At 42.0% G+C, this 23,684-nt stretch carries 23 protein-coding genes; 8 read left to right on the top strand and 15 right to left on the bottom strand.

The window, feature by feature from the left end:
- Window positions 1–456, top strand: a 456-nt coding sequence (locus WC615_RS08220; protein WP_372977626.1) for a serine hydrolase domain-containing protein, incomplete at its 5' end; no start/stop codon positions are given.
- A gap of 53 nt (window positions 457–509) precedes the next feature.
- Here the strand turns inward: WC615_RS08220 and WC615_RS08215 are convergent.
- The 3 genes from WC615_RS08215 to WC615_RS08205 are packed head-to-tail and all read right to left on the bottom strand — an operon-like array spanning window position 510 to window position 2,655.
- Complete coding sequence (locus tag WC615_RS08215) at window positions 510–1,781, bottom strand: MFS transporter (RefSeq protein ID WP_372977625.1); 1,272 nt, start codon at window positions 1,779–1,781, stop codon at window positions 510–512.
- Window positions 1,782–1,787: 6 nt separating this feature from the next.
- Window positions 1,788–2,021, bottom strand: a complete 234-nt coding sequence (locus WC615_RS08210; protein ID WP_372977624.1) for a hypothetical protein — start codon at window positions 2,019–2,021, stop codon at window positions 1,788–1,790.
- A 4-nt stretch (window positions 2,022–2,025) separates the two neighbouring features.
- Complete coding sequence (locus tag WC615_RS08205; RefSeq protein WP_372977623.1) at window positions 2,026–2,655, bottom strand: TetR/AcrR family transcriptional regulator; 630 nt, start codon at window positions 2,653–2,655, stop codon at window positions 2,026–2,028.
- Window positions 2,656–2,779: 124 nt separating this feature from the next.
- Between WC615_RS08205 and WC615_RS08200 the strand changes: the two genes are divergently transcribed.
- Window positions 2,780–4,096 carry a polysaccharide deacetylase family protein gene (locus tag WC615_RS08200; protein ID WP_372977622.1) on the top strand — a complete coding sequence of 439 codons (1,317 nt, stop codon included), beginning with the start codon at window positions 2,780–2,782 and terminating at the stop codon, window positions 4,094–4,096.
- A 127-nt stretch (window positions 4,097–4,223) separates the two neighbouring features.
- Here WC615_RS08200 and WC615_RS08195 read toward each other — a convergent pair whose 3' ends face one another.
- The 9 genes from WC615_RS08195 to WC615_RS08155 all read right to left on the bottom strand — a co-directional run bounded on the left by WC615_RS08195 (window position 4,224) and on the right by WC615_RS08155 (window position 13,850).
- Entirely contained in the window at window positions 4,224–4,412 is a 189-nt protein-coding gene (locus WC615_RS08195; protein ID WP_372977621.1) for a hypothetical protein, read from the bottom strand.
- Between the two features lie 41 nt (window positions 4,413–4,453).
- Entirely contained in the window at window positions 4,454–4,819 is a 366-nt protein-coding gene (locus WC615_RS08190; protein ID WP_372977620.1) for a response regulator, read from the bottom strand.
- A gap of 149 nt (window positions 4,820–4,968) precedes the next feature.
- Entirely contained in the window at window positions 4,969–6,756 is a 1,788-nt protein-coding gene (locus WC615_RS08185; RefSeq protein WP_372977619.1) for a hypothetical protein, read from the bottom strand.
- Window positions 6,757–6,872: 116 nt separating this feature from the next.
- Window positions 6,873–8,189 (bottom strand): MFS transporter, encoded by a 1,317-nt coding sequence (locus WC615_RS08180; protein ID WP_372977618.1) that lies wholly within the window; start codon window positions 8,187–8,189, stop codon window positions 6,873–6,875.
- Between the two features lie 77 nt (window positions 8,190–8,266).
- Complete coding sequence (locus tag WC615_RS08175) at window positions 8,267–9,655, bottom strand: M20/M25/M40 family metallo-hydrolase (RefSeq protein WP_372977617.1); 1,389 nt, start codon at window positions 9,653–9,655, stop codon at window positions 8,267–8,269.
- A gap of 51 nt (window positions 9,656–9,706) precedes the next feature.
- Complete coding sequence (gene recG / locus WC615_RS08170) at window positions 9,707–11,815, bottom strand: ATP-dependent DNA helicase RecG (protein ID WP_372977616.1); 2,109 nt, start codon at window positions 11,813–11,815, stop codon at window positions 9,707–9,709.
- Between the two features lie 11 nt (window positions 11,816–11,826).
- The gene (locus tag WC615_RS08165; RefSeq protein ID WP_372977615.1) at window positions 11,827–12,207 is read right to left on the bottom strand and encodes a RidA family protein; all 381 of its coding nucleotides are present in this window, start codon (window positions 12,205–12,207) and stop codon (window positions 11,827–11,829) included.
- A gap of 20 nt (window positions 12,208–12,227) precedes the next feature.
- Window positions 12,228–12,371 (bottom strand): DUF6728 family protein, encoded by a 144-nt coding sequence (locus tag WC615_RS08160; protein ID WP_372977614.1) that lies wholly within the window; start codon window positions 12,369–12,371, stop codon window positions 12,228–12,230.
- Between the two features lie 75 nt (window positions 12,372–12,446).
- Window positions 12,447–13,850, bottom strand: a complete 1,404-nt coding sequence (locus WC615_RS08155; protein ID WP_372977613.1) for an OmpA family protein — start codon at window positions 13,848–13,850, stop codon at window positions 12,447–12,449.
- Window positions 13,851–13,960: 110 nt separating this feature from the next.
- Here WC615_RS08155 and WC615_RS08150 point away from each other — a divergent pair, with 110 nt between their 5' ends.
- On the top strand, window positions 13,961–15,253 hold the full coding sequence (locus WC615_RS08150; RefSeq protein WP_372977612.1) for an aminopeptidase P family protein: 1,293 nt from the start codon (window positions 13,961–13,963) through the stop codon (window positions 15,251–15,253).
- A gap of 56 nt (window positions 15,254–15,309) precedes the next feature.
- Here the strand turns inward: WC615_RS08150 and meaB are convergent, their stop codons facing one another.
- Window positions 15,310–16,203, bottom strand: coding sequence for a methylmalonyl Co-A mutase-associated GTPase MeaB (gene meaB / locus WC615_RS08145; RefSeq protein ID WP_372977611.1), 894 nt, complete (start codon window positions 16,201–16,203; stop codon window positions 15,310–15,312).
- A 97-nt stretch (window positions 16,204–16,300) separates the two neighbouring features.
- Between meaB and WC615_RS08140 the strand changes: the two genes are divergently transcribed.
- Window positions 16,301–17,203, top strand: a complete 903-nt coding sequence (locus WC615_RS08140; protein ID WP_372977610.1) for a glycosyltransferase family 2 protein — start codon at window positions 16,301–16,303, stop codon at window positions 17,201–17,203.
- Window positions 17,204–17,231: 28 nt separating this feature from the next.
- Here WC615_RS08140 and WC615_RS08135 read toward each other — a convergent pair whose 3' ends face one another.
- Together WC615_RS08135 and WC615_RS08130 are read right to left on the bottom strand one after the other, a co-directional pair.
- Window positions 17,232–18,257: a glycosyltransferase family 4 protein gene (locus WC615_RS08135; RefSeq protein WP_372977609.1), complete on the bottom strand. Its 1,026-nt coding sequence runs from the start codon at window positions 18,255–18,257 to the stop codon at window positions 17,232–17,234.
- Window positions 18,258–18,434: 177 nt separating this feature from the next.
- Window positions 18,435–19,187, bottom strand: a complete 753-nt coding sequence (locus WC615_RS08130) for a glycosyltransferase family 2 protein (RefSeq protein ID WP_372977608.1) — start codon at window positions 19,185–19,187, stop codon at window positions 18,435–18,437.
- Window positions 19,188–19,304: 117 nt separating this feature from the next.
- Between WC615_RS08130 and WC615_RS08125 the strand changes: the two genes are divergently transcribed.
- From WC615_RS08125 to WC615_RS08110, 4 genes are read left to right on the top strand one after another with little or no spacing between them, the layout of a single operon-like run.
- Window positions 19,305–20,033, top strand: a complete 729-nt coding sequence (locus WC615_RS08125; protein WP_372977607.1) for a glycosyltransferase family 2 protein — start codon at window positions 19,305–19,307, stop codon at window positions 20,031–20,033.
- 12 nt (window positions 20,034–20,045) lie between these two features.
- Window positions 20,046–21,194, top strand: coding sequence for a glycosyltransferase family 9 protein (locus tag WC615_RS08120; RefSeq protein ID WP_372977606.1), 1,149 nt, complete (start codon window positions 20,046–20,048; stop codon window positions 21,192–21,194).
- Between the two features lie 37 nt (window positions 21,195–21,231).
- Window positions 21,232–23,061 carry an ABC transporter ATP-binding protein gene (locus WC615_RS08115; RefSeq protein WP_372977605.1) on the top strand — a complete coding sequence of 610 codons (1,830 nt, stop codon included), beginning with the start codon at window positions 21,232–21,234 and terminating at the stop codon, window positions 23,059–23,061.
- Window positions 23,062–23,069: 8 nt separating this feature from the next.
- Window positions 23,070–23,666, top strand: a complete 597-nt coding sequence (locus WC615_RS08110) for a hypothetical protein (protein ID WP_372977604.1) — start codon at window positions 23,070–23,072, stop codon at window positions 23,664–23,666.
- Window positions 23,667–23,684: the final 18 nt, after the last annotated feature.

Raw genomic sequence — 23,684 nt, 5'->3', positions numbered from 1 at the left:
AAGTATTTTGCTGAACCGCTAAAAATGAGAAATACTGCCTTTTTAGCCGATGGGAAGCTTCCCGCGGCACTTGTAAAGGGTTATGATGGCAAAGGCCGGGTTATGCCCTTTATTGTTTGGGAAGACTTGCGGGTAGCGGCGAGCATCAGTTCGACAGCTTCGGACATGTTAAAATATATGGCTTACCAGATGGACGGAAGCAAAGCAGAAGTTATGCTTAGCCACCGGCCTACTAACGGAACGCCGGAAAATGGAGCCATAGCCTTAAACTGGAAAGTTAATGTTACAGACAAGGGCATACGCAAGTTTTCTCATACCGGGGGTAGTTTAGGCTTTAGCAGTTATATTGTTTTCTATCCCGATCAAAAAACCGGGATTATATTGCTTGCTAATGAAGCCGGCCCAACCACCCAGGGAGCATTAATTAGTTTGGCAGACAAAATTATTAAGCCTTAGCTATCACATATCCCGCTTGCCCCGATTTCCGGGTTGGGGCAAGGAACGAAAGATCAATGCGCAAACGCTTCATCAGGTATAATTTCAGCCTTTTTATCGGCTAATTTTCTTTTGGTCATTTTATCAACCCGGCGCATCAGTAATATGCTGATGATAGATATCACAACAATTACGTACCCCACGGTATTATAATGCTGTAAAGGCGCGCCTTTGCTTGGCTGGGTAACTATCAAGCCGGCCACTGCGGCAGCAATACCACCCGCTATTTGTTGTAATGATGCGTTAATGCTCATGAAGGCGCCGCGGTCGCTCATTTCGGGTATAGCGCTGGTTAGTGCCGATGATGGAATCATGCGGCTCATGATGCCCATCATCATTAAAATATTAAATACCATTACCAGTAGTAAAGGCGTTACCCCCAGGTTGGTATAAAGCACGCACATGATCATCATCCAAACAGATGCTACGGCGAATATCTTAAACTTATCTATCTTATCGCTTAGCTTACCAATCAGGGGCATGATGAGCAGGGAGCTTAAGCCCGATACCATTAGCAGCATGGTCAATTGGTTATAATTTACGCCCAGGTTATTCACTGCGAATGCACTGCCAAATGGCATCATCATAAAACCACCGATGGATAATAACGCGGTTGAAGTGAAACCTACACGGTAATCGCTATTCTTAACGGTATGCCATAAGTGCGCAAATGCCGACTTGTCGCGCTGTAAGGCAAGGTGAGCGGTTAATGGCTTTAGGTATATGGCGATGGTAACGGCTATCATGATGCTCAATATTGCGACCATCCAGAACGGGGCTTCCCAGCGCCATAAGGTAGCAATGTAAATACCTATGGGTACGCCCAAAACCTGGCTGGCACCAAAGCCCATTTGTATAAAGCCCATTACACGGCCGCGTTGCTGCAGTGCAAAAATATCAGTGATAATAGCCATGGATATCGACCCAATAACACCGCCAAATAAGCCGGTGATGATACGGGCGGCTACCAATACGGCATAGCTTTCGGCAAGGCCGCAAAATATAGTACCCGCTATAAAACCTACGTAGAAGAATAGCAGCAGCTTTTTACGGTCGTATTTATCGGCAAAACCGGCGGTTAGCAAACCCGAGATACCTGCGCTAAAAGCATACGCCGATACGGCTATACCAAAGGCCGAAGGTTTTAGGTTAAGAGATTTCATCAGCATATCGCCAAGGGGCGACATCACCATAAAATCCAGTATCACGGTGAACTGGGTGATAGCCAGCAGGAATATGACGAATTTTTGGTAGCCCGTAAAGGCTACCGGCTGTTGATTGTTCATTGTGGGTTAAGTTAATTCACAGCAACTGTAGCCGTGTTGTTTTATCATTTCAATTATTTGTGTGTGCGACACCGTTTCAGATACTATCCGCAGCACGCAATCGCTATCCTCCATATCAATAGTCCAGCATTGTACGGCGGGGTTGTTATCAAGCAACTTATGCAGCAGCTGCTTATCATCATGGCAGCTGATGTTTGTTTTAAATAACAGTATGTGGTCAAAATTTTCAATCGTATTCATAAGCTTACTTTTTAAGGGCTTTTACAACCAGGTCAAAGGTTTTCCAGAGTATCTCATCGGTCATTTTAAACGGCCTGCCGCCCATGCTTTGTCCCTCTTTGTTAAAGCGGATAAGGTTGTATAAAGGCGCAAACGCTACCGACCAGTATATTTCAAATGGCATCAATTCAATTTCGCCACGGTCAATAATATTCTGCATAAACTTACCCATGACAACTTTAAACTCGCTCAAAAAGCTGGCAAGAAATTCCTCCTGGTAACTGGATGTCCTCAATTGTTCGAAAAAGGAATTCAACAGGGGCTTAGCTTTGGTATACTGATAACGGTTATACCATTGAACACGCAAACCATCTTCAAACGACATATCGGGGCTGAAATCTTTCATCGTTGCCTCTGCCATTATCAGCCCTTCTTCCATGGCAGTTTTCAGGATCAGATCATCGCGATCTTTATAATAGATGTACAGGGTAGCTACCGAAATATTACATGCCTTAGCAAGCTTATTCATACTAAAGCCTTCCAATCCATCCCTCACAATCAGCTCTATCGCTTTTTGCTTTACCAGTTGTACCTTATCGTTGTTTCTTATACGCATATCTAATAATATCCGCTGCAAATATAAATGAATATTCATTCATTTATAAATTATTTATTTATTTTCTCATAACGCCCTCCTTAACAATTACGTGGCTGCCTCCTTATAAGACGAATAACTGCCCATAACTTTTTATATTAGCTAAAATCAATTTTCATAAACCATGAAAAAGTTATTGTTGCCATTCATAACGGGGTGCTTGATTGTAAACCTGTGTAATGCACAACCGGGTAAAACAGAAATTACCCGCTGGCAGGACGATAAAAAAGGCGCGGTATCCATCACCTGGGATGATGGCTCCATCAACCAGTTTAAAGTGGCACTGCCCTTACTCAACAGTTTTAAATTTCCGGCCACATTTTTTATAATAACAGGGCAAATACCGGGTTCAACATATCATGGCAAGTTTATTGGCAGGCCCGTGCAGGATATCATTAAGGAAACTGCCACCATTGCTACCAACACGGATAATTTGTTTGAACGGGCTTCGGCAGCATCATACTTAGGATTGATTGGCCCTATGGATTATTATTACAACGCAGGCTCGCTTATTGATGCCGGTAAAACAGACGAGGCAATAAAGCTGATAGATGAACTGTATAGCAAGGTGCGCAACAACGAGTTTAAACAAGGCATACAGCACAACCCGGAATATATGGATGCACACGGCACTACCTGGGCCGAGATACGCAAGTATGCCGCGCAGGGCCATGAATTTGCCAGCCACATGATAACCCACCCGCGCCTGGCCATACTTGATGAACCCAGCATGCTTTATGAACTGACTAAAAGTAAGGAGGAGATATTAAAGCACCTTGGCGCCAGGTACACTTTCTCGGGCGAGGGACCGTTTGGCACCGAAAACGAGAGGGTGATGGGATATGCTTATAAGGTTTACCCTGCACTACGTAACCGCATGCCCGAGCCCTGGCTAAAAGAAATAAGCCGTGGCAATATAAGCAACCCGGGTAATACCGGTAAAGAGTATATACAATTTCAACGCGGGGCTACCACAAAAACGCCCATGCCTATGATGAAAGCCTGGGTTGATACCACCGCCAATAAAAACAATACCTGGTTGGTGCTTACCATACATGGGGTTGATGGTATTGGCTGGGAGGCCTTATCTCATCAACAATTGAACGAGTATTTCAACTACATTAAAACCCGCGAAAATAAATTATGGGTTGCCACTTTTGGCGATGTTACCCGCTACATGCGCGAACGGCAAAATGCAAAAGTTAAAACCACCAGCAATAGCAGCATTACAGTTACCCTTTCGCACACGCTTAATAAAGCCATGTACAATGTGCCGCTTACCCTTAAAACTTATGTGCCTGTAAATTGGAAATTGGTTAAGGTAACGCAGGGCGCTTCCAGGCAAACCCTAAAAATTATGGCTGCAACAGATAAGGCAGGCCCATATATTATATACCGGGCTAAACCAAACAACCTGCCAATAAAGTTAAAAGGTATTTAAGAAGAAGCCGAAATAAATTAATCAGGGGCGATACACACTAAACACCTACACCTTATCGGGCACATTTTATGCCCGATAGGTAAGATGCACATAATTAGATTCAGAAATCCCCCTCTAAATCATTTAATCAGTCTTTTTTATCTACAGTTTCCCAAACGGAACCGTATACGTATGATTTTTTATCGCAAATACTGCAAGAATATCTTTTTATAGGTAACCAAAACAGGGTTGCTTTCATTAATGCGGGCCTTCGGGCGCGGCTGGTGAGTTTGCCCTTGCCACAATGCGGGCAGGATTTTTTTTGTCGTGTTTCCATTTAGGGGTATTGTAAACTTTAACAATTAAATATTTATAGTATTATGCTGCTATTTCGGCAAGCACTTTTATCATTTCTGTTTTGCTTACCGGTTTTGGCAGGAAAGCATTAGGATGTGTTTGGTTAGCCAGGTCGATCATCTCAATACTAGTTACAGATGATTGAAAAACAAAGGGGATGTGCAAGTTGCGGTTAATATAATGTGCAAGGTCAATTCCACTCTCCCTGCCTTTTAGCATTATATCTGTAATTACAAGATCAACATGCATACCCTTTAGGTCTTTCACAGCTTCGTCATAACACTCGGCCGATCCACAAATGTTGTGTCCCATTTTAAGGATCATACTCTTTAAAGCATAGGCAATTAAAGGGTTATCCTCTACAATGTAAATATACAACTTTTGCATATAAATTAAATTTTCGCCGGTCGTTAAATTATATAGCTATAATTAATTTAGCTATTATATTCCAAATATGAGTGAAAATGCCCGCTTTTAATAATTTTAAGGGTGGACAAAATCAAGACAAATCATTTAAAAAGCACCCTCAGATAGGATTAGAGGGCATTTACTATATCCTCGATGTCATCCTCTTCAAAAAGGTTCATCTTTTTACGCAAGCGTTGTTTGGCTTTTTTAACGCCGTCGATAGTGATGCCAAGCATACCCGATATTTCGCGATTGTTAAGTTTTAATTTAATTAACGCAAGCAGCCGGATATCGGTATCCGATAAATTAGTATACGAATGGCGCAGGTTATAAAAGAAGGTAGTGTGCACCCTCGAAAAAAGCTTTTTAAATTCGCCCCAGTTATCGTCTGTCATGATATGGGCCTGCATCATTTTATCAAGATTCCCCGCAACTCCTGTATCGGTATATTTAAGCTGGATGTTTTCTAGTTCGGTTTTGATCTCGTCTATCAGTGTGTTTTTTTGCATCAGGTTTTCAGTATAGCCACGTAATACAAGTATTGCGTTCTTTAATTCCTCATCTACCCTTAATTTTTCTGATGCCAGTAATTCTTTATCTTTCTTGGCTTTTAACCTTTGCCTGTTATATATTAAAACGGTAATTATTATTAGTAATATTAATACTACAATTATGGTATTCTGCTTAAACGAGTCAACCTTGGCGCTCTCCTTCAGGGTATCAAATTCTTCACGGCTTTTTTCAATTACCCACTGCAACCTAACCCGCTCAATAGCGGTAATATTATCGCGTTTAGCTACGCTATCCCTCAGGTTTTCTGAGGTATCGCGATACAGTGCCGCTTGTGCCCCTTTGCCAAGGCGCTCGTTAATCTCGGCCCTAAGATCATAATATTGAACACGTTGCGTTAGTACGTTTTCAGGGCATCGTAACATTATTTTGTCAGCAGTATCCAGTTGCAATGCCGCCAGTTTTGATTGCCCGTACTCAATGTTTATCCGTATGAGGCGTAGTAAAGCAATAGCCGAATTTAGCTTCTCATCATACTTCAGCGATTGCCGGTAATCGGCCTCAATAAGCGGGCGAGCTTTATCATATTGATGTTGCAAAAAGTATACTGAACCTATATTGCCGGCAGTAATAGCCACCCATGCGCTATCTTTTATAGCCAAAGCCATTTTTTGGGCGTTATTAAAATAACTCATGGCCGTATTGTAATGCCCATCGTTACGATAGGTAAGGCCAATGGTATTCATAATATTTACACGCGTACGGGTTGCATTAGGCTGATACTTTAAAGCAAGGCGAAGATTCCCACGGGCGTTATCAAAGTCGCCCAGCGTGTAATAAAAATTTGCCGTTTCTGAAAAAATGTTGGCAATGCCGGGTACATTATCAAACCCCACCTCGCGCAGGTTCTCTTCAGATAAAAGATAATACCGGCACGCGGCCGAGTTTTGTTTGTACAGAAAATAATAATTGGCTTTGCGATGCTGGTAGATGCCTGTTTCTAACTGTAACTGTTCTGCCTGGGCAAAGGCAATTGCTGCATCAAAATACGCGGTACTTTTGGGGTTATACCCTTTGTTTACCGAGTAATAATCGGCACGCATATCATAAATGGCGCATTCCATTTTTATATCACTTAGGTGCAGGGCCACCTGTTTCATGTCGTCGAGGCTTTTCATGGCATCGGCTTCATTCATTTTACGGCAGTTAACCCGGTAAATGGCCCTTGCGGCTTCAACCCTGTTGGCCTCAGCTGTATCTTTTAAATTTGCAAAAAGGCCAGGCCGGTATATATGCCTGCCATCACCGTTTAACCCATAGGTAAACAGTGGTGTAAGTAATATTAACCATACGGTAATAATACATAACAGCTTAAGCTGTAGCAGGTTTAAGTACTTTGGGGTCAAAGCAAAATAGTTATTAAGTAGGGGGAAATATTACGTGTTAAATTTACTAAAGGTCAATATTATATTGCAAATATAATTACCCATTTTTAACCTAAAATAAAGGTGTGTTTACACCTTTAATACTCCTTATTGCTTACCCCGGGCTGCTGAATCTGGTTTAGGGAAAGCGGGGTTAGCTTTTTTGTTTTGAGCCAGGTAATGCTCACTATCATCAACGTCATGGTGCCGCCAAATATAACAGCAGGTATAGTGCCCAAGAGTTTGGCTGCCATACCCGATTCAAAGTCGCCAATCTCGTTAGATGAACCAATAAACATAGAGTTTACTGCTGATACCCGCCCGCGCATATGGTCGGGGGTTAAAAGCTGCATAATGGTACCACGTATAATAACACTTACACTATCAAAAGCACCCTGTAAAAACAAGAATAGTAATGAAACGTAGAATATATTAGATAACCCAAACCCTATAATAGATATACCAAAGCCCGCAACAGCAATAAGCAAATTTCGCCAAGGCTTGTTCATGGGCGAAAAGCGGATCATAACCAGCATAGTTAACGCAGCCCCTAATGATGATGCCATACGCATAATGCCCAGCCCTTCGGCCCCTACTTTTAAAATATCAAGGGCAAATACGGGCAGCAAAGCTACTACGCCCCCGAAAAACACGGAGAACAGATCCAGGCTCATGGCATAGAACATTATCTTGTTGGTAAAAACAAAATTCAGCCCTTCTTTTAAGCTGATCCAGATATTTTCCTTCGGGATAAATACCGGGGGGTATTCACGCAGCATATAAACCAGCACCAATGATACCAGCATAAATAATAGGGTTAAGCCAAATGTTGCTGTAATACCGGTTAAACCAGGTATAATGTGGCCGGCAAACGCATAAATAGCACCACCTGTAAGCGGCCCGAGAATAGAGGCGACCTGCCAGCTGGAGCTGCTCCAGGTACTGCCGTTGGGGTAAAGTTCTTTTGGGATGCTTTGCGCATAAATGGTAAAGGTTGCCGGGCCGTAAAAAGCACGGGCAAGGCCGTTGCAAGCTATCATGGCATAAAGTATGGCAAGTATACCAGTGGTGTGAAGCTGCGCGGCTATATGGGTTAAGGTTGTTACAAACATTACCAGCGATGATAAAAGCACCCCCACAAATATGATGAGGAGCATTTTGCGCTTTTCATATTTATCAGCAATATAACCACCGTAAAGCGCTATACCTACGGCCGGGATGGCTTCGCTTAAGCCAATAAAGGCAATAGCAACCTTGCTATGTGTTAACTGGTAAATATAAAAGCCCAGCACAACAGTTTGCATTTGATAGGCAAACGTGAAGAAAAAGCGCATCCCAATGTATGAGCGGAAGTCCTTATACCTGCGGGCTGCAAATGAATCTATCCGGGGCGCTGGGTTCTCTTCGTCTGGCAATGTGGTAGTGTATTAATTTTGAGGCCGCAATTTACTATTGTAGCGGGCGGCCTCAAAATGTATTCGGTATTAAATGGTTAAAAATTTAACCCATGCTGGTCTATCAGGTAAACAAGTGCTGTAATTGCTGCTGCGCCCAATTCAAGTTCGCGCTTATTTACGTTCTCAAAAACATCGTTAGATGAGTGATGGATATCAAAATATCGCTGCGAATCGGGGCGGAAGCCTATTAGTTTTACAGATGGCACGGTTTCCCTTAGGGGGCCAATATCGGTACCGCTGCCACCCGCTACCAACCGGTCGGCTTCATAGGGCTCAAATAAGCCTTTCCAGTTTTTATTAATTTCTTTTAAGAAGGATGGTGATGCACCTTCAAAACTAAAGCCCCTTGGGGTAAAACCACCTTCGTCTGTTTCAATAGCGGCAATATGTTCTTCTTTATTGACGGCGGCAAGTTCGGCATATTTAATGCCCCCTTTATGGCCATTCTCTTCATTCATAAAAAACACAGCGCGTATCGAGTTTTTAGGGCGGTAACCTGTTGCTTTAAGTATCCTCAATACTTCGGCAGATTGCATAACACCTGTACCATCGTCATGTGCGCCCTCGGCAAGGTCCCATGAATCAAGGTGGCCGCCAACGGTGATAAATTTATTAGGGTTTTCGCTACCGGTAATTTCACCTATAACATTGTATGATTTTGCATCGGGCAAGGTTTGGCAGCTTTGTTTAAAGTAAAATTTAATAAGCGGCAGTTTACGCAGCCTAAGCATATTGCTTAATTTGTTGGCTGCTAAAGTTGATATGGCTGCGGCCGGTATCTTCTTAACGCCATCAACATAAACAGTTCCGCCAGTGTGCGGGTAATCATCAACCGACGATGATATAGAGCGTACTATTGCACCAATTGCGCCATATTTTGCTGCTGCGGATGGGCCTGCAAAACGTTGCACACCAGCGGCACCATAACCTGCACCGGTTTCAATAAAACGCTGGTCGAACGGGCCGTTAAAGAAAACTATTTTTCCTTTTATCACGCTTTCGCCCAGCGCATCCAGCTCTTTAATGCTTCTTACTTCAACTATATTGGCCGTAATGCCCGCTGCCGGTGTAGCTATCGACATGCCTAAAGCAGCAATAGGCACGGCAATTTTTTTATTTCCATCAATAATAAAGGCCTGCTCTTTTGCACCACGCACCCAGTGCGGCACCATTACTTCCTGCAGGTAAACCTTATCAAATCCGTAGCCTTCCATCAGTTTTTTACTCCACTCTACAGATTTTGCAGCACCTGCCGAACCGCTTAAGCGTTGCCCTATTTTTTTGCACAGGTAGCGCAGGTTTTCATAGCATTGGCCGTTAACCAAAGCCTCGTCATAAAACTTACGGATCTGTACAGAATCCTGCGCTTGCGAGCAGATGGTTGTACCTAATAAAACGATGGAAAGCAGTAAGGATTTTTTCATGATAAGTAGCGTTTAAGCAAATGTAATATTTGCCAAGCATTTATCAATCTGTCAGGATATTTTATCCCAGCTTAAGCCGGCATTTTTTGCCAGGAACGCCAGGTTCAGGATCTGGTTTTCGGGCGCGGCTAATTGCGGGTCTTTTTCAAATATCTCAATAACGCAATTACGGGCCTGTTGTAATATGTCCTGGTCGGTGGTTAGGTCGGCAACCTTCAGGTCGAGCACGCCGCTTTGCTGGGTGCCTTCAATATTACCCGGGCCGCGCAGCTGCATATCAATTTCGGCAATTTCGAAACCGTTATTGGTTTTCACCATGGTATTTAAGCGGATGCGGCCATCATTACTGAGTTTTTCTTTGCTCATTAAAATACAGAAGGATTGATCGGCACCACGGCCAACGCGGCCACGTAACTGGTGCAGTTGCGACAGGCCGAAACGCTCGGCGTTTTCAATGATCATTACGGATGCATTGGGCACATTAACACCAACCTCAATAACGGTGGTGGCCACCATTATCTGCGTTTCGCCTTTAATAAAGCGCTGCATCTCAAATTCTTTTTCGGCAGCCTTTAATTTACCGTGTACTATGCTAATACGATACTGCGGTAACGGAAACTCGCGCGACATGACCTCCGTACCATCCTGCAGATTTTTAAGGTCGAGTTTTTCGCTCTCCTGTATCAACGGGTACACCACGTAGATCTGCCGGCCTTTAGCAATCTCCTGTTTCATAAAGCCAAACATGCGCAAGCGCTGTGCTTCATAAAAATGCACGGTTTGGATGGGTTTACGGCCCGCCGGCAGTTCATCAATGATGGAGATATCCAGGTCGCCATACATGGTCATGGCCAGGGTGCGGGGGATAGGGGTGGCTGTCATTACCAATACATGTGGGGGCACAATGTTTTTACGCCAAAGCTTGGCGCGCTGCTCTACCCCAAACCGGTGTTGCTCATCAATCACTACCAGGCCAAGGTTTTTGTACTGCACCTTGTCCTCTATCAGTGCATGGGTACCTATTAAAATATTGAGGGTGCCGTTTTCCAGCTTTTCATGAATACCCCTGCGGGCCTTTGCCGGCACCGAACCGGTTAGCAATGCTACCTCAATAAACCCCTCGCCAACTAAATCTTTTATGGTTTGGTAATGCTGATTAGCCAGGATCTCTGTAGGGGCCATAATACATGCCTGGAAACCATTGTCGATAGCGATCAGCATGCTCATTAAAGCCACAACGGTTTTGCCGCTGCCTACATCGCCCTGTAGCAGGCGGTTCATCTGTACACCGCGTTGGGTATCTGTCCTTATCTCTTTAAGTACCCTTTTTTGCGCGTTAGTTAAGGGGAAGGGTAACTTATCATGGTAAAACTCATTAAAGTAGTGGCCTACTTTGTCGAAAATATTACCTTTGAATTTTTGTGTACGCGTTAGTTTACTTTTCAGAAGTTTAAGTTGCAGAAAAAACAGTTCCTCAAATTTTAAACGGTACTGAGCTTCCTTTAGCTGGTTGGCATCATTAGGGAAATGGATGTTGCGGTAGCTCTCCTGCCTGCCTGCCAGTTTAAAACGGTTGAGGATGTAAGCAGGTAAATTTTCATGGATATCCCTTGCAGTTTGCTCCAATAACCCGGCTATCAGTTTTTGCAGGCCTTTGCTATCCAGGGTAAACTGCTTTAATTTTTCGGTAGAGTTATATGCAGGCTGCAGCGTAAGGTTGCCTTTTTGCTGTTGCGCCCCGGGATTATACAATTCCATCTCGGGGTGCGACATCTGGGTTTTGCCATTAAAAAAACCCGGCTTGCCAAATATCACATATACCTTGCCGGGCACAAGCATTTTCTCTACCCATTTTATTCCCTGAAACCACGCCAATTCAATAAAGCCCGTATCATCTTTAGCCTGTACTATTAAACGTTTGGTGTGTTTTTCGCCCAGAAGTTCTTTTTGGGTTACGCGTGCCAGTACCTGCACGTAGGGCATATCGGGCTGTATATCCTTAATTTTATAGAACCGGGTACGGTCAATATACTTATACGGAAAATGCCTTAGCAGGTCCTCAAAATTGTATATCTGCAATTCCTTTTTTAGCACTTCCGCGCGCGCAAGGCCTACCCCTTTTAAATATTCAATGGGTGTTTGAAACTGCTGATTGTTCAATTTTTATATGATCAGGGCTTTAACGCAATTACAGAGATCTCTACATTAACACCTTTTGGCAGGGCCGATACCTGTACGGTTTCGCGGGCAGGGAAATCGGCGGTAAAGTAAGAGCCATACACTTCATTAACCTGTGCAAAGGTTTGCATATCGGTTAAAAATATGGTGGTTTTAATAATGCTGTCAAAACCAACACCGGCTTCGGTTAATATGGCTTTAAGGTTTTCCATTACCATAGTAGCCTCGTCTGTTATGCCGGTAGTAATTATTTCGCCTGTTTTTGGGTTTGACGGGATCTGGCCTGATACGAATAGTAAACCGTTAGCAACTACAGCCTGGCTGTAAGGGCCTATAGGCGCGGGCGCATTATTAGTATTTATGATAGTTTTCATTAAAATAAATGTTAGATGTTTTACTTTTTGAGGATAAACCACTGAACCAGTTTCCAGATAATACCAAGCAGGAACATACTTATGGCAATGGCATTTATAATATGCATTACCTTAAGGTTAAAGCTGCTTGGCCTGTTTGGGTCTTTTTTTCTAAAAAAGTACATAACACAAATTTAATAAAAAAAAGAAAGCCCCCCGAGTTATTCGGGGGGCTTCTCAAATAATATTTTATTTAGATATTATCTTTGTTTGAAAGAAACACGACGGTTTGCAACACGTCCTTCTTCAGTTGAGTTATCAGCTATCGGGTTAGTTTCACCGTAACCTTTAACTTTTAATTTTGATGCAGCAACACCAGAGTTAACTAAGTAAGTTTTTACAGAGTTAGCACGGTCACGTGACAATGATAAGTTGTGAGCAGCAGTACCTTCAGATGAAGCGTAACCATCAATCTCAACAGTTTTACCAGATGAACGTAAGTCAGCTGAAGTAGCATCTAATACCGGGTAAGATGAAGTCCTTAATACTGAGCTATCAAATTCAAACTGGATGTTTGAGTAAGCAGCAGCAGCACTAGCAGCAACTGTATCAGCTTTCGGGAATACGATAACGCAACCAGAACCGTCAACAACGCTACCAGCAGGAGTGTTAGGGCATTTGTCGAACTGATCAGATACACCGTCACCATCAGAATCTTTCTTAAGATCAGTAACTGCGTTTTCAACGTTAGTTACACGGCCTTTAAGAGCTTCAACTTCCTGACGTAAAGCTGCATCGTATAATTCGTCATACATCATAGCAACTGGGTTAACCCACTCTAAGCTCGGTTTTGAGCTTGAACCCAAAGTGAATTCTAAACCACCGTAACCGTAAGAGTAATGATCTTTCTTGTTGTTACCAGTTGTTAAACCATCAAAGTTACCACCGTCAATAAAGTTTTCAGTGTAACCAAAGTTAAGAGCAACCGCATCGCTCAAACGGAATTTAACACCAGCACCAACCGGGATAACATATTCTTTAACCCATTTGTTAGTAGCAACGTTACCAGCAGCACCATCTTTAAAGTTAAATGGTACACCAGCAGCTGTTACACCAGTTGGGTTATACATAGCCAAACCGGCACCTGCGTTAATGAAGAAGTTAACAGAGTTTTTACGACGGATAAAGTCGATAGTTGCAACGTTAACAACACCGCTTAAAGTAGCCTGGTAAAATTTGGTTGAATAAGATGCCGGACCAGCTGTGCCATTGTCGCCAGCTACCTTGCCACCACGTACGTCTAATTGCAGACCGAAGTTGTGACCTAATTGATCACGTACAGAGATACCGTAACCTAATTCAACTTTGTTTTTTGCGTAATCGTTCAGACTTCCGCCTGTAGCCATTGTAGGTGAAGTTGCACCAACGTTAACACCGATACTCCAGGTTTTGTACTGACCTCTACCGCCAAATACTTTAGCAGTGGTTGTTGCAGATGACATTGTTGTGTCAGTGGTGGTTGTGGTGGTGGTTTTAGTGGAGTCTGTTTGCGCACTAACCATTCCAGCAACCAGCAAAGAAGCAAATGATAATGCTGCTGATTTCTTTAATGTAGAATAATTCATAGTTTTAAGATTAAACGATTTAATTGTGATTTTTTTCAAAATTAGTAATTATGTTTGAAACAAATACCAAATCTTGTTCCAAAATTCATAATATCTACTACAATCGGTAGAAATAATTTGTTTTTATAAAAATTAATATTTTACATTCCATGAAATACCTGCCTGTTAATGAACGGTTATTTACAATTAATAGAAAAAATTTCGTTTCACGAATAAAATCAAACTCTATAGCGATATTTCACTCCAATGACGAATATCCGAGGAGTGGTGATCAAAGTTTCATATTTAAGCAAAATCCGGATTTTTATTACCTCACGGGCATAGATCAGGAGCAAAGTATATTAATACTGTACCCCGATTGTCCTAATCACCAATACAGAGAAGTACTTTTTTTAAGACAAACCAACGAACACATTGCAGTTTGGGAGGGGCATAAATATACTAAAGAAGAAGCACGCAAGGCATCGGGTATACAGCAAATATATTGGCTGCATGAGTATGACACTATTTTACATACTATCATTAATTATGCCGATAATATATATATAAACACCAATGAGAATGACCGTTATGCGCACACTGTGCCATACCGCGACCTAAGATTCCTGGAAACTTTACGCCAAAAATACCCGCTTCATCACTATGAACGTTCGGCCCCTATACTGCGCGACCTGCGTGTTATAAAGTCGGATATTGAGATCGAACTTACCCAAAAAGCGTGTGATATAACAAACGATGCTTTTAAACGCGTACTAAAATTTGTACAGCCCGGCGTTACCGAATATGAGATAGAAGCCGAAATAACCCACGAGTTTTTAAGGCAGCGCGCAACCGGCCATGCTTACAACCCTATTATTGCATCGGGCAAAAATGCTATTGTTTTACATTATATTGATAATAACCAGGTATGTAAAGATGGTGATGTAATATTGTTTGACTGGGCTGCCGAATATGCAAACTACAATGCCGATATGAGCCGCTCCATACCTGTTAACGGCCGCTTTACCAAACGCCAGCGCGATGTATATGACGCTGTATTACGTGTAATGCGCGCCGCTACCAAAATGCTTGTAGCCGGCACCGTATGGAACGATTACCACGATGAGGTAGGCAAAATAATGACCGGCGAGCTAATTGATCTTGGCCTGTTGAAAAAGCATGAGGTGGAAAAACAAGACCCTAAAATGCCATTGTATAAAAAGTATTTTATGCACGGCACATCGCATCATTTAGGTTTGGATGTACACGATTACGCCAGTCGCTACAAACCGTTTGAAGTAGGCAACATCCTTACCTGCGAGCCGGGCATCTATATTCCCGAAGAAGGCCTAGGCATCCGCCTGGAGAACGATATACTAATAACCAAAGATGGCAACCGCGATTTAATGGCTAACATACCTATCGAAGCGGAGGAGATTGAAGAGTTGATGAACGCGAAATAGTGAGTGGTTGATTAAGTGGGTAGTTAACCATTCACTTAATCAACCTATTTAACTACTCACCCAATGTAGTTGGATGCAAACCTGTAAATATTAAAATAAGGTTCTTGTAAAGCTTTAGCAATATCCTGCTGAAGCTTTTTCTTATCTATACCCGCCATTTTATTTTGCTGGATGATATTGTAAATCTTTTGGGTAAGCAGCAGCTCGCGGCGGCTGTTTGTTATTTTAGGGTTAGATAATATGAAATCTGTAATGGCATCTATCCCCTCGTTTTTTGAAGCAACTGTTTTAAATATCGGCACCTTATTTTCCTTGCTCTGTTGCAGTATTTTTTTAAGGTTGTTAATAAACAGATCGGCCCCCTCCCTGTCGGCCTTGTTAATGATAAAGGCGTCAGCAATTTCCATCAGTCCCGATTTGATGTTCTGGATCTCATCCCCGGCCTCGGGCACAAGCATTACGAAGGTAATATCGGCAAGGCCGGCAATTTCTACTTCCGATTGGCCTACGCCAACCGTTTCTACTATAATATGATCAAAACCCGATGCTTTGAGTACATCCGTCATCTCGATGGTTTTGGCTGACAGCCCACCCAGCGATCCCCTTGTTGCCAGCGAACGGATAAAAACATCAGGGTGGTTAAAGTGCGAAGCCATGCGGATCCTGTCGCCCAGCAGCGAACCAAAGTTAAAGGGCGAGGTTGGATCTATAGCCAACACGGCAACCTTTTTACCTTGTTGCACCAGGTTATTTATAATGGCGTTAACCAGTGTGCTTTTACCAGCACCCGGAGGGCCTGTTATACCCGTTACAGGTGTGTGTATATTAAAGGTGAGGCTTTTTAACAGGTCAGCAGCGCCGGCAAGGTTATTCTCAACAATAGTTAAAGCGCGCGCTACCGAGCGGAAGTTGGTACAGGTAGGTGTAATATGTTGTGTAGCGCCGGCCATTGTATGTTGCTGTAAAGAAACAAAAATACACGTTAATTAATCGACGCATAATAATATAAAATGAGCGGGCCTAGATAATTATATTTGCAGGCAACATATGCCTATTATTATAATGAAGGTTTCGGGGTTCACATTTATACGTAATGCTGTAAAAAACGACTATCCTGTTGTTGAAGCGATCACATCTATACTACCCATATGTGATGAGTTTATAGTGGCCCTTGGCGATAGCGACGACGATACTGAAAAACTGATAACCGATATAAACTCGCCCAAAATAAAGATCATACATACGATGTGGGATACCAGTGTACGCGATGGGGGCAAAGTTTTTGCCGACGAGACCGATAAGGCATTTAATGCGATATCGCCAGATAGTGATTGGGCTTTTTATATCCAGGGAGACGAGGTGGTACATGAGAAATATCTGCCTTTAATAAAGCAGGAGATGCAGGATAACCTTACTGATGCCAATGTAGAAGGGTTATTGTTTAAGTACCTGCATTTCTACGGGTCGTATGATTATTATGGCCATTCGCGCAGGTGGTACAGGCGCGAGATCAGGATTGTGCGTAACAATAAAGATATACACTCATACCGCGATGCGCAAGGATTTAGATGGGCCGATAACCGGAAGATACAGGTAAAACTTATCGACGCTTATATTTATCATTACGGGTGGGTAAAACCACCAGCTGGCCTGGCAAATAAGTTGCGCAATTTTAACCGTTTTTATCATGATGATGAGTGGATGTCACAAAACCTGCCAGAAACGTTTAAGTTTGATTACAGCCATAAGAATCCCGACAGACTGGTGCATTTTACCAGCACCCATCCGGCAGTAATGCAAAAGCGACTGGCTGCCACCAACTGGAGTTTGGATATCGACTTAAAGGAGCTGGATAAGAAAATGAGTTTCCGGCGCAAGCTGCTACAAAAAATAGAAGACCTTACCGGCTGGCGGGTTAGCGAATACAGGAATTACAAGATTATTAAATAAAAAATTTGCGCAGAAACACCTTTTTCTGTTATTTCAATTTTAAGCACTCCTCATATAATTTCAGGTATTGTGAAGCTGCATTATCCCATGAGAATTTTTCTGCTTGTTTAATTATGTCCTGAACAGGCATTCTTGATTCATAATCTTTCATGCCTGATGTAAAAACATCTTGCATATGTTCGGGTTCAAAGTTCTCGAAATAGTAAGCTACATCTCCACCAACTTCGGGGAGAGATGTTTTTTTTGCAAGAAAAACCGGCTTTCCAAAATGCATTGCCTCAATTACCGGTAAACCAAAGCCTTCCGCTTTTGAAGGGAAAACAAATGCGGTACAATTCTTAAAATACCAGCTTTTATCTAAATCACTTACCGGCCCCACAATATGTAGCCTATCCAGGCAATTGTATTTTATAGCTTCTTCTATGATCGTTTGTTTGTGAGGCGTTTCTATCCCGGCTATGACTAACTCATAAGAGTTATCCTGAAGCAATGCAGGCAATAAGTGAAAGCCCTTTTGAACAGACAGCAACCCTATTGTAAATAAAAATGGCCTTGGGGGTATATTAACGGGGCTATAATTGTCGGGGACAGATAGTTTGTCGGCGCCATTATAAATAACACTTATTTTGTTTTTTGCTTCCGGGAAGTAATGCCTTAGATCGTCGGCTACAAATTCTGATATCGCAACTACTTTGTCAACATCTAAAATGAATTGTCTCAATTTATCAAGGTACACCTGAATCCTGTGAGGTTTACTAAACTTTAAATGAACTTTGTTCATATCATGAACCGTCATAATTTTAACTGCGTTAACCTTATGTGGTCTCAAGCGACAATTTTGATCTGAAAGATGAACAATGTCAAATTTATTTCTGTAGCGAAAGAATAGCTTATCAAGTTTAGATAGAATGTATATTTTCACTTTGTTTTCGAACCGGTAGCTGGTGCGCTTATGCAGATAGAAACTTAAATTAAACCTATTCCTGTTATTTACAATAAGCGCATTTCCCAACCCTTTGCCAAAATAAAAGTATCCGCAATTATCATCCTTCATCGAGTCAAAAGTTACCAGCACAGACGGAGTATACATTATATTAAGATTGTGTTTATTAATTAATCCGATAAAATTAAGAATACTTATATCATATAAAAGACAGAATTGAGAAGCCAATGGCCTGCAACGGGGCAAGTTTGCTATGGTTTAATCGTGAATAGTCAGCTTGTGCTATTTTTATACCCTTGGGTTTTTATCACCTTTTATCTTTGCCTTTATTACCCTGAAGATATATCTCGACCAGATCTTAAAACCAAAATTTTTCAGTATCAAGGCAGATTTGTCTCCCTCAAAAGGTACATCTATTTGTGTGCCTGATATGCCCATATGGTTAAAATTTGCTATCAGGTGGTCTTTATATAAAAAATGATACGCCTTATCGCTATACAAATTCAAGTTAAAGGCAAAATCGGCAGAAATGCGGTATTTGGTATCAAAGCTATGTTTTGCAAAAACGCTTGCCGGGTATATCATGGCCTGGTGGTAAATGCCAACCTTAGCCAATTGATACGTTGATAACTCGCCCGACCGCTTTGCGCCCTCCGCCCAAACGTTGCTATAATATATAGCGCTGTTGTCTTTAAGGTCATAGGCAAGATCAGAAAATCCCGGTAAAAGTGTATCATCGGCGCCTAAAAAGCACGCCCAACTGCCGGTAATGCTCTTGGTTGCTTTGTTCATTGCGTCGTAAATTCCGCCATCCGGTTCACTTTTCCAATAACCAATCCGGCTATTGTTTGCCTCCAGGATAGCTACGGTACCATCGGTGCTTTTGCCGTCAATAACAACAATCTCTATATGTGGGTAAGTTTGTTTGTAAATGCTATCCAGACAGGCCTGTAATGTGGCCGCTGCGTTGTAGGTAACTATTATTACCGATACCTTATCAGCAGCGTTATCACCGTTTAAACTATTTTGGCCTGTCAGCATTATATAATGATTACTTATATTTGTCCGCTACGGGCGGCTGTGCAAAATAATTATTTTTTATCCTAATAACCGCCTTGTAAAAGCATTTAAATACATCCACACATACCACCGTAGTTTATGACCGATAATAAAGCGCTTCCAAAAATTTCTGTAATAATTGTAACGCTTAATGTTGCCGATACTTTGCAGGCCTGCCTGGATAGTATTTACGCGCAGCAATATCCCAATATTGAAATTGTGGTGATGGATGCGGTTAGTACCGACGGTACGGTTGATATTTTAAAAGCTAATGATGATAAAATTGCCTTATGGCGCAGTGAGAAGGATGGCGGAATTTACGACGCCATGAACAAAGCGCTTGACTATATCACCGGCGAATGGGTGTATTTTTTGGGTGCCGATGACGTTTTGTTTGCAGATTACTCTAAACTGGCTTACCAATTGGCGGATGCCAATACTATTTATTACGCCAATGTTTTATTGAGGAATAAAAAATACCGCGGCAAGGTAACCTCATACCAGCACGCAAAAGGCACTATATGCCACCAGGCGATGATATATCCGAAGCATGTTTTTGATAAATACAGGTTTAACACCAAATATCGCCTTTCGGCAGATCATGTATTAAATATGCAGTGCTGGAAGGATAAAACCCTGAATTTCTATTATGTAGACCTCGTTATAGCTAATTTTAACCATACCGGTGCATCCTCAAAACCCGACAAAGTTTTTATAGCAGACCAGCCTGCTTTAATTCGCGAGAACCATGGCTTTATACCCTGGTTAAGGTTTGTGATACGGCAATACCGCAACCGTAAAAAAGTTATACCCGAGTCTTACAACTAAGCTGATGATATAATGGATATAAAAAATCGCAACCTGTTCAGGATATCCCGGTTTATACTATTAAAACTACCAAAGTTCTTCAGGTTTCTTTCTCACTTCAGGCCCACTCGTAAACGCCTGCTGTTTATAAAAACTGATGCCATTGGCGATTATATCCTTTTCAGGAACTTTATTGAAATAACAAAGCGGTCAGAAAAGTATAAAGACTATCGCATTGATATTTTAGGGCACCCTATTTGGCGCGATGTTGTTTCAAGCTACGACAAGGAATTTTTAAACGCCGCTTATTTTACCAATCCGCGGGGCCTTTATGAAGCGCCGCTTACAGCATTTAAATTAGCCCTGCGCCTATTTTTAAACAATTACGAAGTTGTATTGCAACCTGCCTATACGCGTATTTTTGCAACAGACGGGCTTGCCGCATTAACAGCCGCCAAACATATTATTGGTTACCAGAGCGATCATGAAGGGATAGAACCGCGGCATAAAAGCAAAACGGATGCATTTTATACGCAAATGCTGCTTTTGCCTGCGGGGGTTTATTTTGAATTTCATCGAAACCGATTCTTTTTTGAAAGCGTTTTAAATGAACGCATTGCTATAAATGCACCATCAATAACAACAGGTATCAACCCCAAAAAGGGTATTGCTATTTTACCCGGTGCAGGTGCATTTAAACGGGGGTGGGAACAAGAGAAATTTTTGCAGCTCATCAAGCTTATCAAACAACATACCACACAACCCATATACCTGATAGGCGGGCCCGCAGAAGTTGCCGCCGGCGATTATTTGATGGCAAACCTTGCCGGTGGCAGCGTTGAAAATTTTATCAATAAAACCTCCCTGCCGCAACTCATCGAAAAAATTGCTAGTTCGGCCTTATTGATAGCGAATGAAACAGGTGCCATACATATTGCTGTTGCCGCACAAACACCATCGGTTTGCATACTGGGCGGCGGCCATTTTGAGCGTTTCGCACCCTACCCTGATGATGTTGCCTTTGGCCCCGTTTGCGTTTACGATAAGCTACCTTGTTATTACTGTAACTGGGATTGTATTTTTGAAACTGCACCCACAGATCCATTCCCGTGCATCTCCGGCATTAGCCTCGAAAAAGTTTGGGCAAAGGTACTGCCACTATTACCGCATAATAGTAATTGATTAATTACCGTTAACTTTGCATCTATTATATTTTTAAATGAAAACTTATTTCCGGTTATTATCTTTTGCGAAGCCAATTCAAAAATTCGCTATCCCTTATATAATAACAACCCTTTTTACTGTAATATTCAGCACGCTTAATCTTGCGCTGCTGGCACCCTTGTTACAAACATTGTTTTCTGGCAAACATAGTGATAAGATGCAACCGTTGGGTATCAAACCGTCTTTCTTTGATATCATGGGTACATTCAGGTATTACGTAACGTATGCCATTAACAATTATGGCGCATGGGCAGCTTTGCAATTTGTATGTGCTACAATAGTTGTAGCGGCCTTGTTAAGTAATTTGTTCAGATACCTTTCGCAACGCACGATGGAAAGTTTGCGTGTACATACCTTATTAAACCTGCGCCGTACGGTATTTAATAATGTGATGAACCTGCATATGGGCTATTTCAGCAACGAGCGCAAAGGCGATATCATTTCAAAAATAGCATCTGATGTACAGGTTGTACAGTACTCTGTTACCGGCACCTTGCAGGTTGTATTTAAAGAGCCTTTAACGCTTATTGCATTTTTGGTGATGCTGTTTTTAATATCGCCAAGCCTTACCCTATACTCATTAATTGTTATCCCGCTTTCCGCGTTAATTATATCACGTATAGTTAAACGTTTAAAAGAACAAGCTGCTGCATCACAACGCACATATGGTAACATGATAAGCTATCTTGATGAAGCCCTATCGGGTATCAAGATCATCAAAGCATTTAACGCCACAAGCTTTATAAAAAACAGGTTCGATAAAGAGAATATAAAATATTCGTCTATTACAAGGGCAATGGCAAAACGCCAGCAACTCGCATCGCCGGTGTCAGAATTTTTTGGTGTTGCCATGGTTGCCGGTATTGCGCTGTATGGCGGAAACTTAGTTTTGAATGACAAATCACCACTATCACCACCGGAGTTTTTTACTTTTATTGCGCTGTTCTCGCAAGTAATGCGCCCGGCCAAAGCCATATCAGACTCTTTTAGTAATATCCACCAGGGGATAGCCGCCGGCGAACGTGTGCTGAGCCTGATAGATGAAAAACCTTTAATAACCGATTCGCCCAATGCAGTTACTATTGCCGGGTTTAATGATGCTATCCGTTTTGAGGATGTATCATTTGCCTACCAGGAAAAAACGGTTTTAAACCATATTAACCTGGTAGTACCTAAAGGCAAAACTGTAGCGCTGGTTGGCCCGTCGGGCGGCGGTAAATCAACCATGATGGATTTGATACCACGTTTTATGGATCCGCAGCAGGGGAACATCACCGTTGATGGTAAAAATATTAAAGACGTTACTGCCGATTCGTTACGCAACCTGATGGGAGTTGTTAACCAGGATTCGGTTTTGTTTAACGATACCATTTTTAACAACATCGCTTTTGGTAAAACAGATGCCAAACGCGAGGATGTTGAAGCGGCGGCACGCATTGCAAACGCCCATAACTTCATCCTGGAAACCGAGAATGGGTACGAAACCAACGTTGGCGACCGGGGTACAAAATTATCCGGCGGGCAAAGGCAGCGTATCTGTATTGCACGCGCGGTTTTAAATAACCCGCCTATTATGTTGTTAGATGAAGCAACGTCTGCATTAGATACCGAATCGGAAAAACTGGTGCAGGATGCCCTTAACAACCTGATGAAGAACCGTACCTCATTAGTAATAGCCCACCGTTTAAGCACCATACAAAATGCCGATATTATAGCGGTTTTGGAAAATGGTAAGTTAATAGAACAGGGCACGCATATGGAGCTGATAAACCATAACGGTGTTTATCGTAAACTTATCGATATGCAAACTTTTAGCGAAGGTTAATATTAAGCATGGCTCACGTTATCATCACAAGTGCAAATATCCCCGAAGGATATGAGAACAGGAAAATGCAGTATATCGAATCGATAGAAGCATGTTTAAAGTATTCGCACCTGTTCAGTTCTTACTGTATTCTGGAGTGTGTATCGGCCAATGAAGATTACCTGAACCAATACAATACCTGGTACAGTAATGAAGGTAATATTTATGCCAATAAAGGGTTAAATGAAATGAACCATTTACGGGCTTATTTAAAGCAGTCTTCATTTCCCGATAATGAATCAATCATCAAACTATCGGGCAAATATTTAATTGAAGAACCGTATTTTTTTGAGAAAGTAATAGAACTTGAAAACCAGTTTGACAGCATGTTTAAAAATGATAATGATGTATATGTGGGTAACGGCTACCATACGTTTTTTTATTACATGAAAAAAAAGCTGTTTATTGATGTTGCCGATAGCCTGGAGTACTCAAACAATAATGGCAGGCCAATTGAGTGGGATGTTAAAGAACATTTAATGGTAAACAGCAGGCATATAGAAATAGACAGGCTGGGGGTAATGGCCCGCCAGGGATCAAAATCCGAAAAAGTATTTCACTGTTAAAGGTATAACCCAACTATT

The sequence above is a fragment of the Mucilaginibacter sp. genome (assembly GCF_041663085.1).
Classification (GTDB): domain Bacteria; phylum Bacteroidota; class Bacteroidia; order Sphingobacteriales; family Sphingobacteriaceae; genus Mucilaginibacter.
This window is presented reverse-complemented; position numbering and strand designations above follow the sequence as displayed.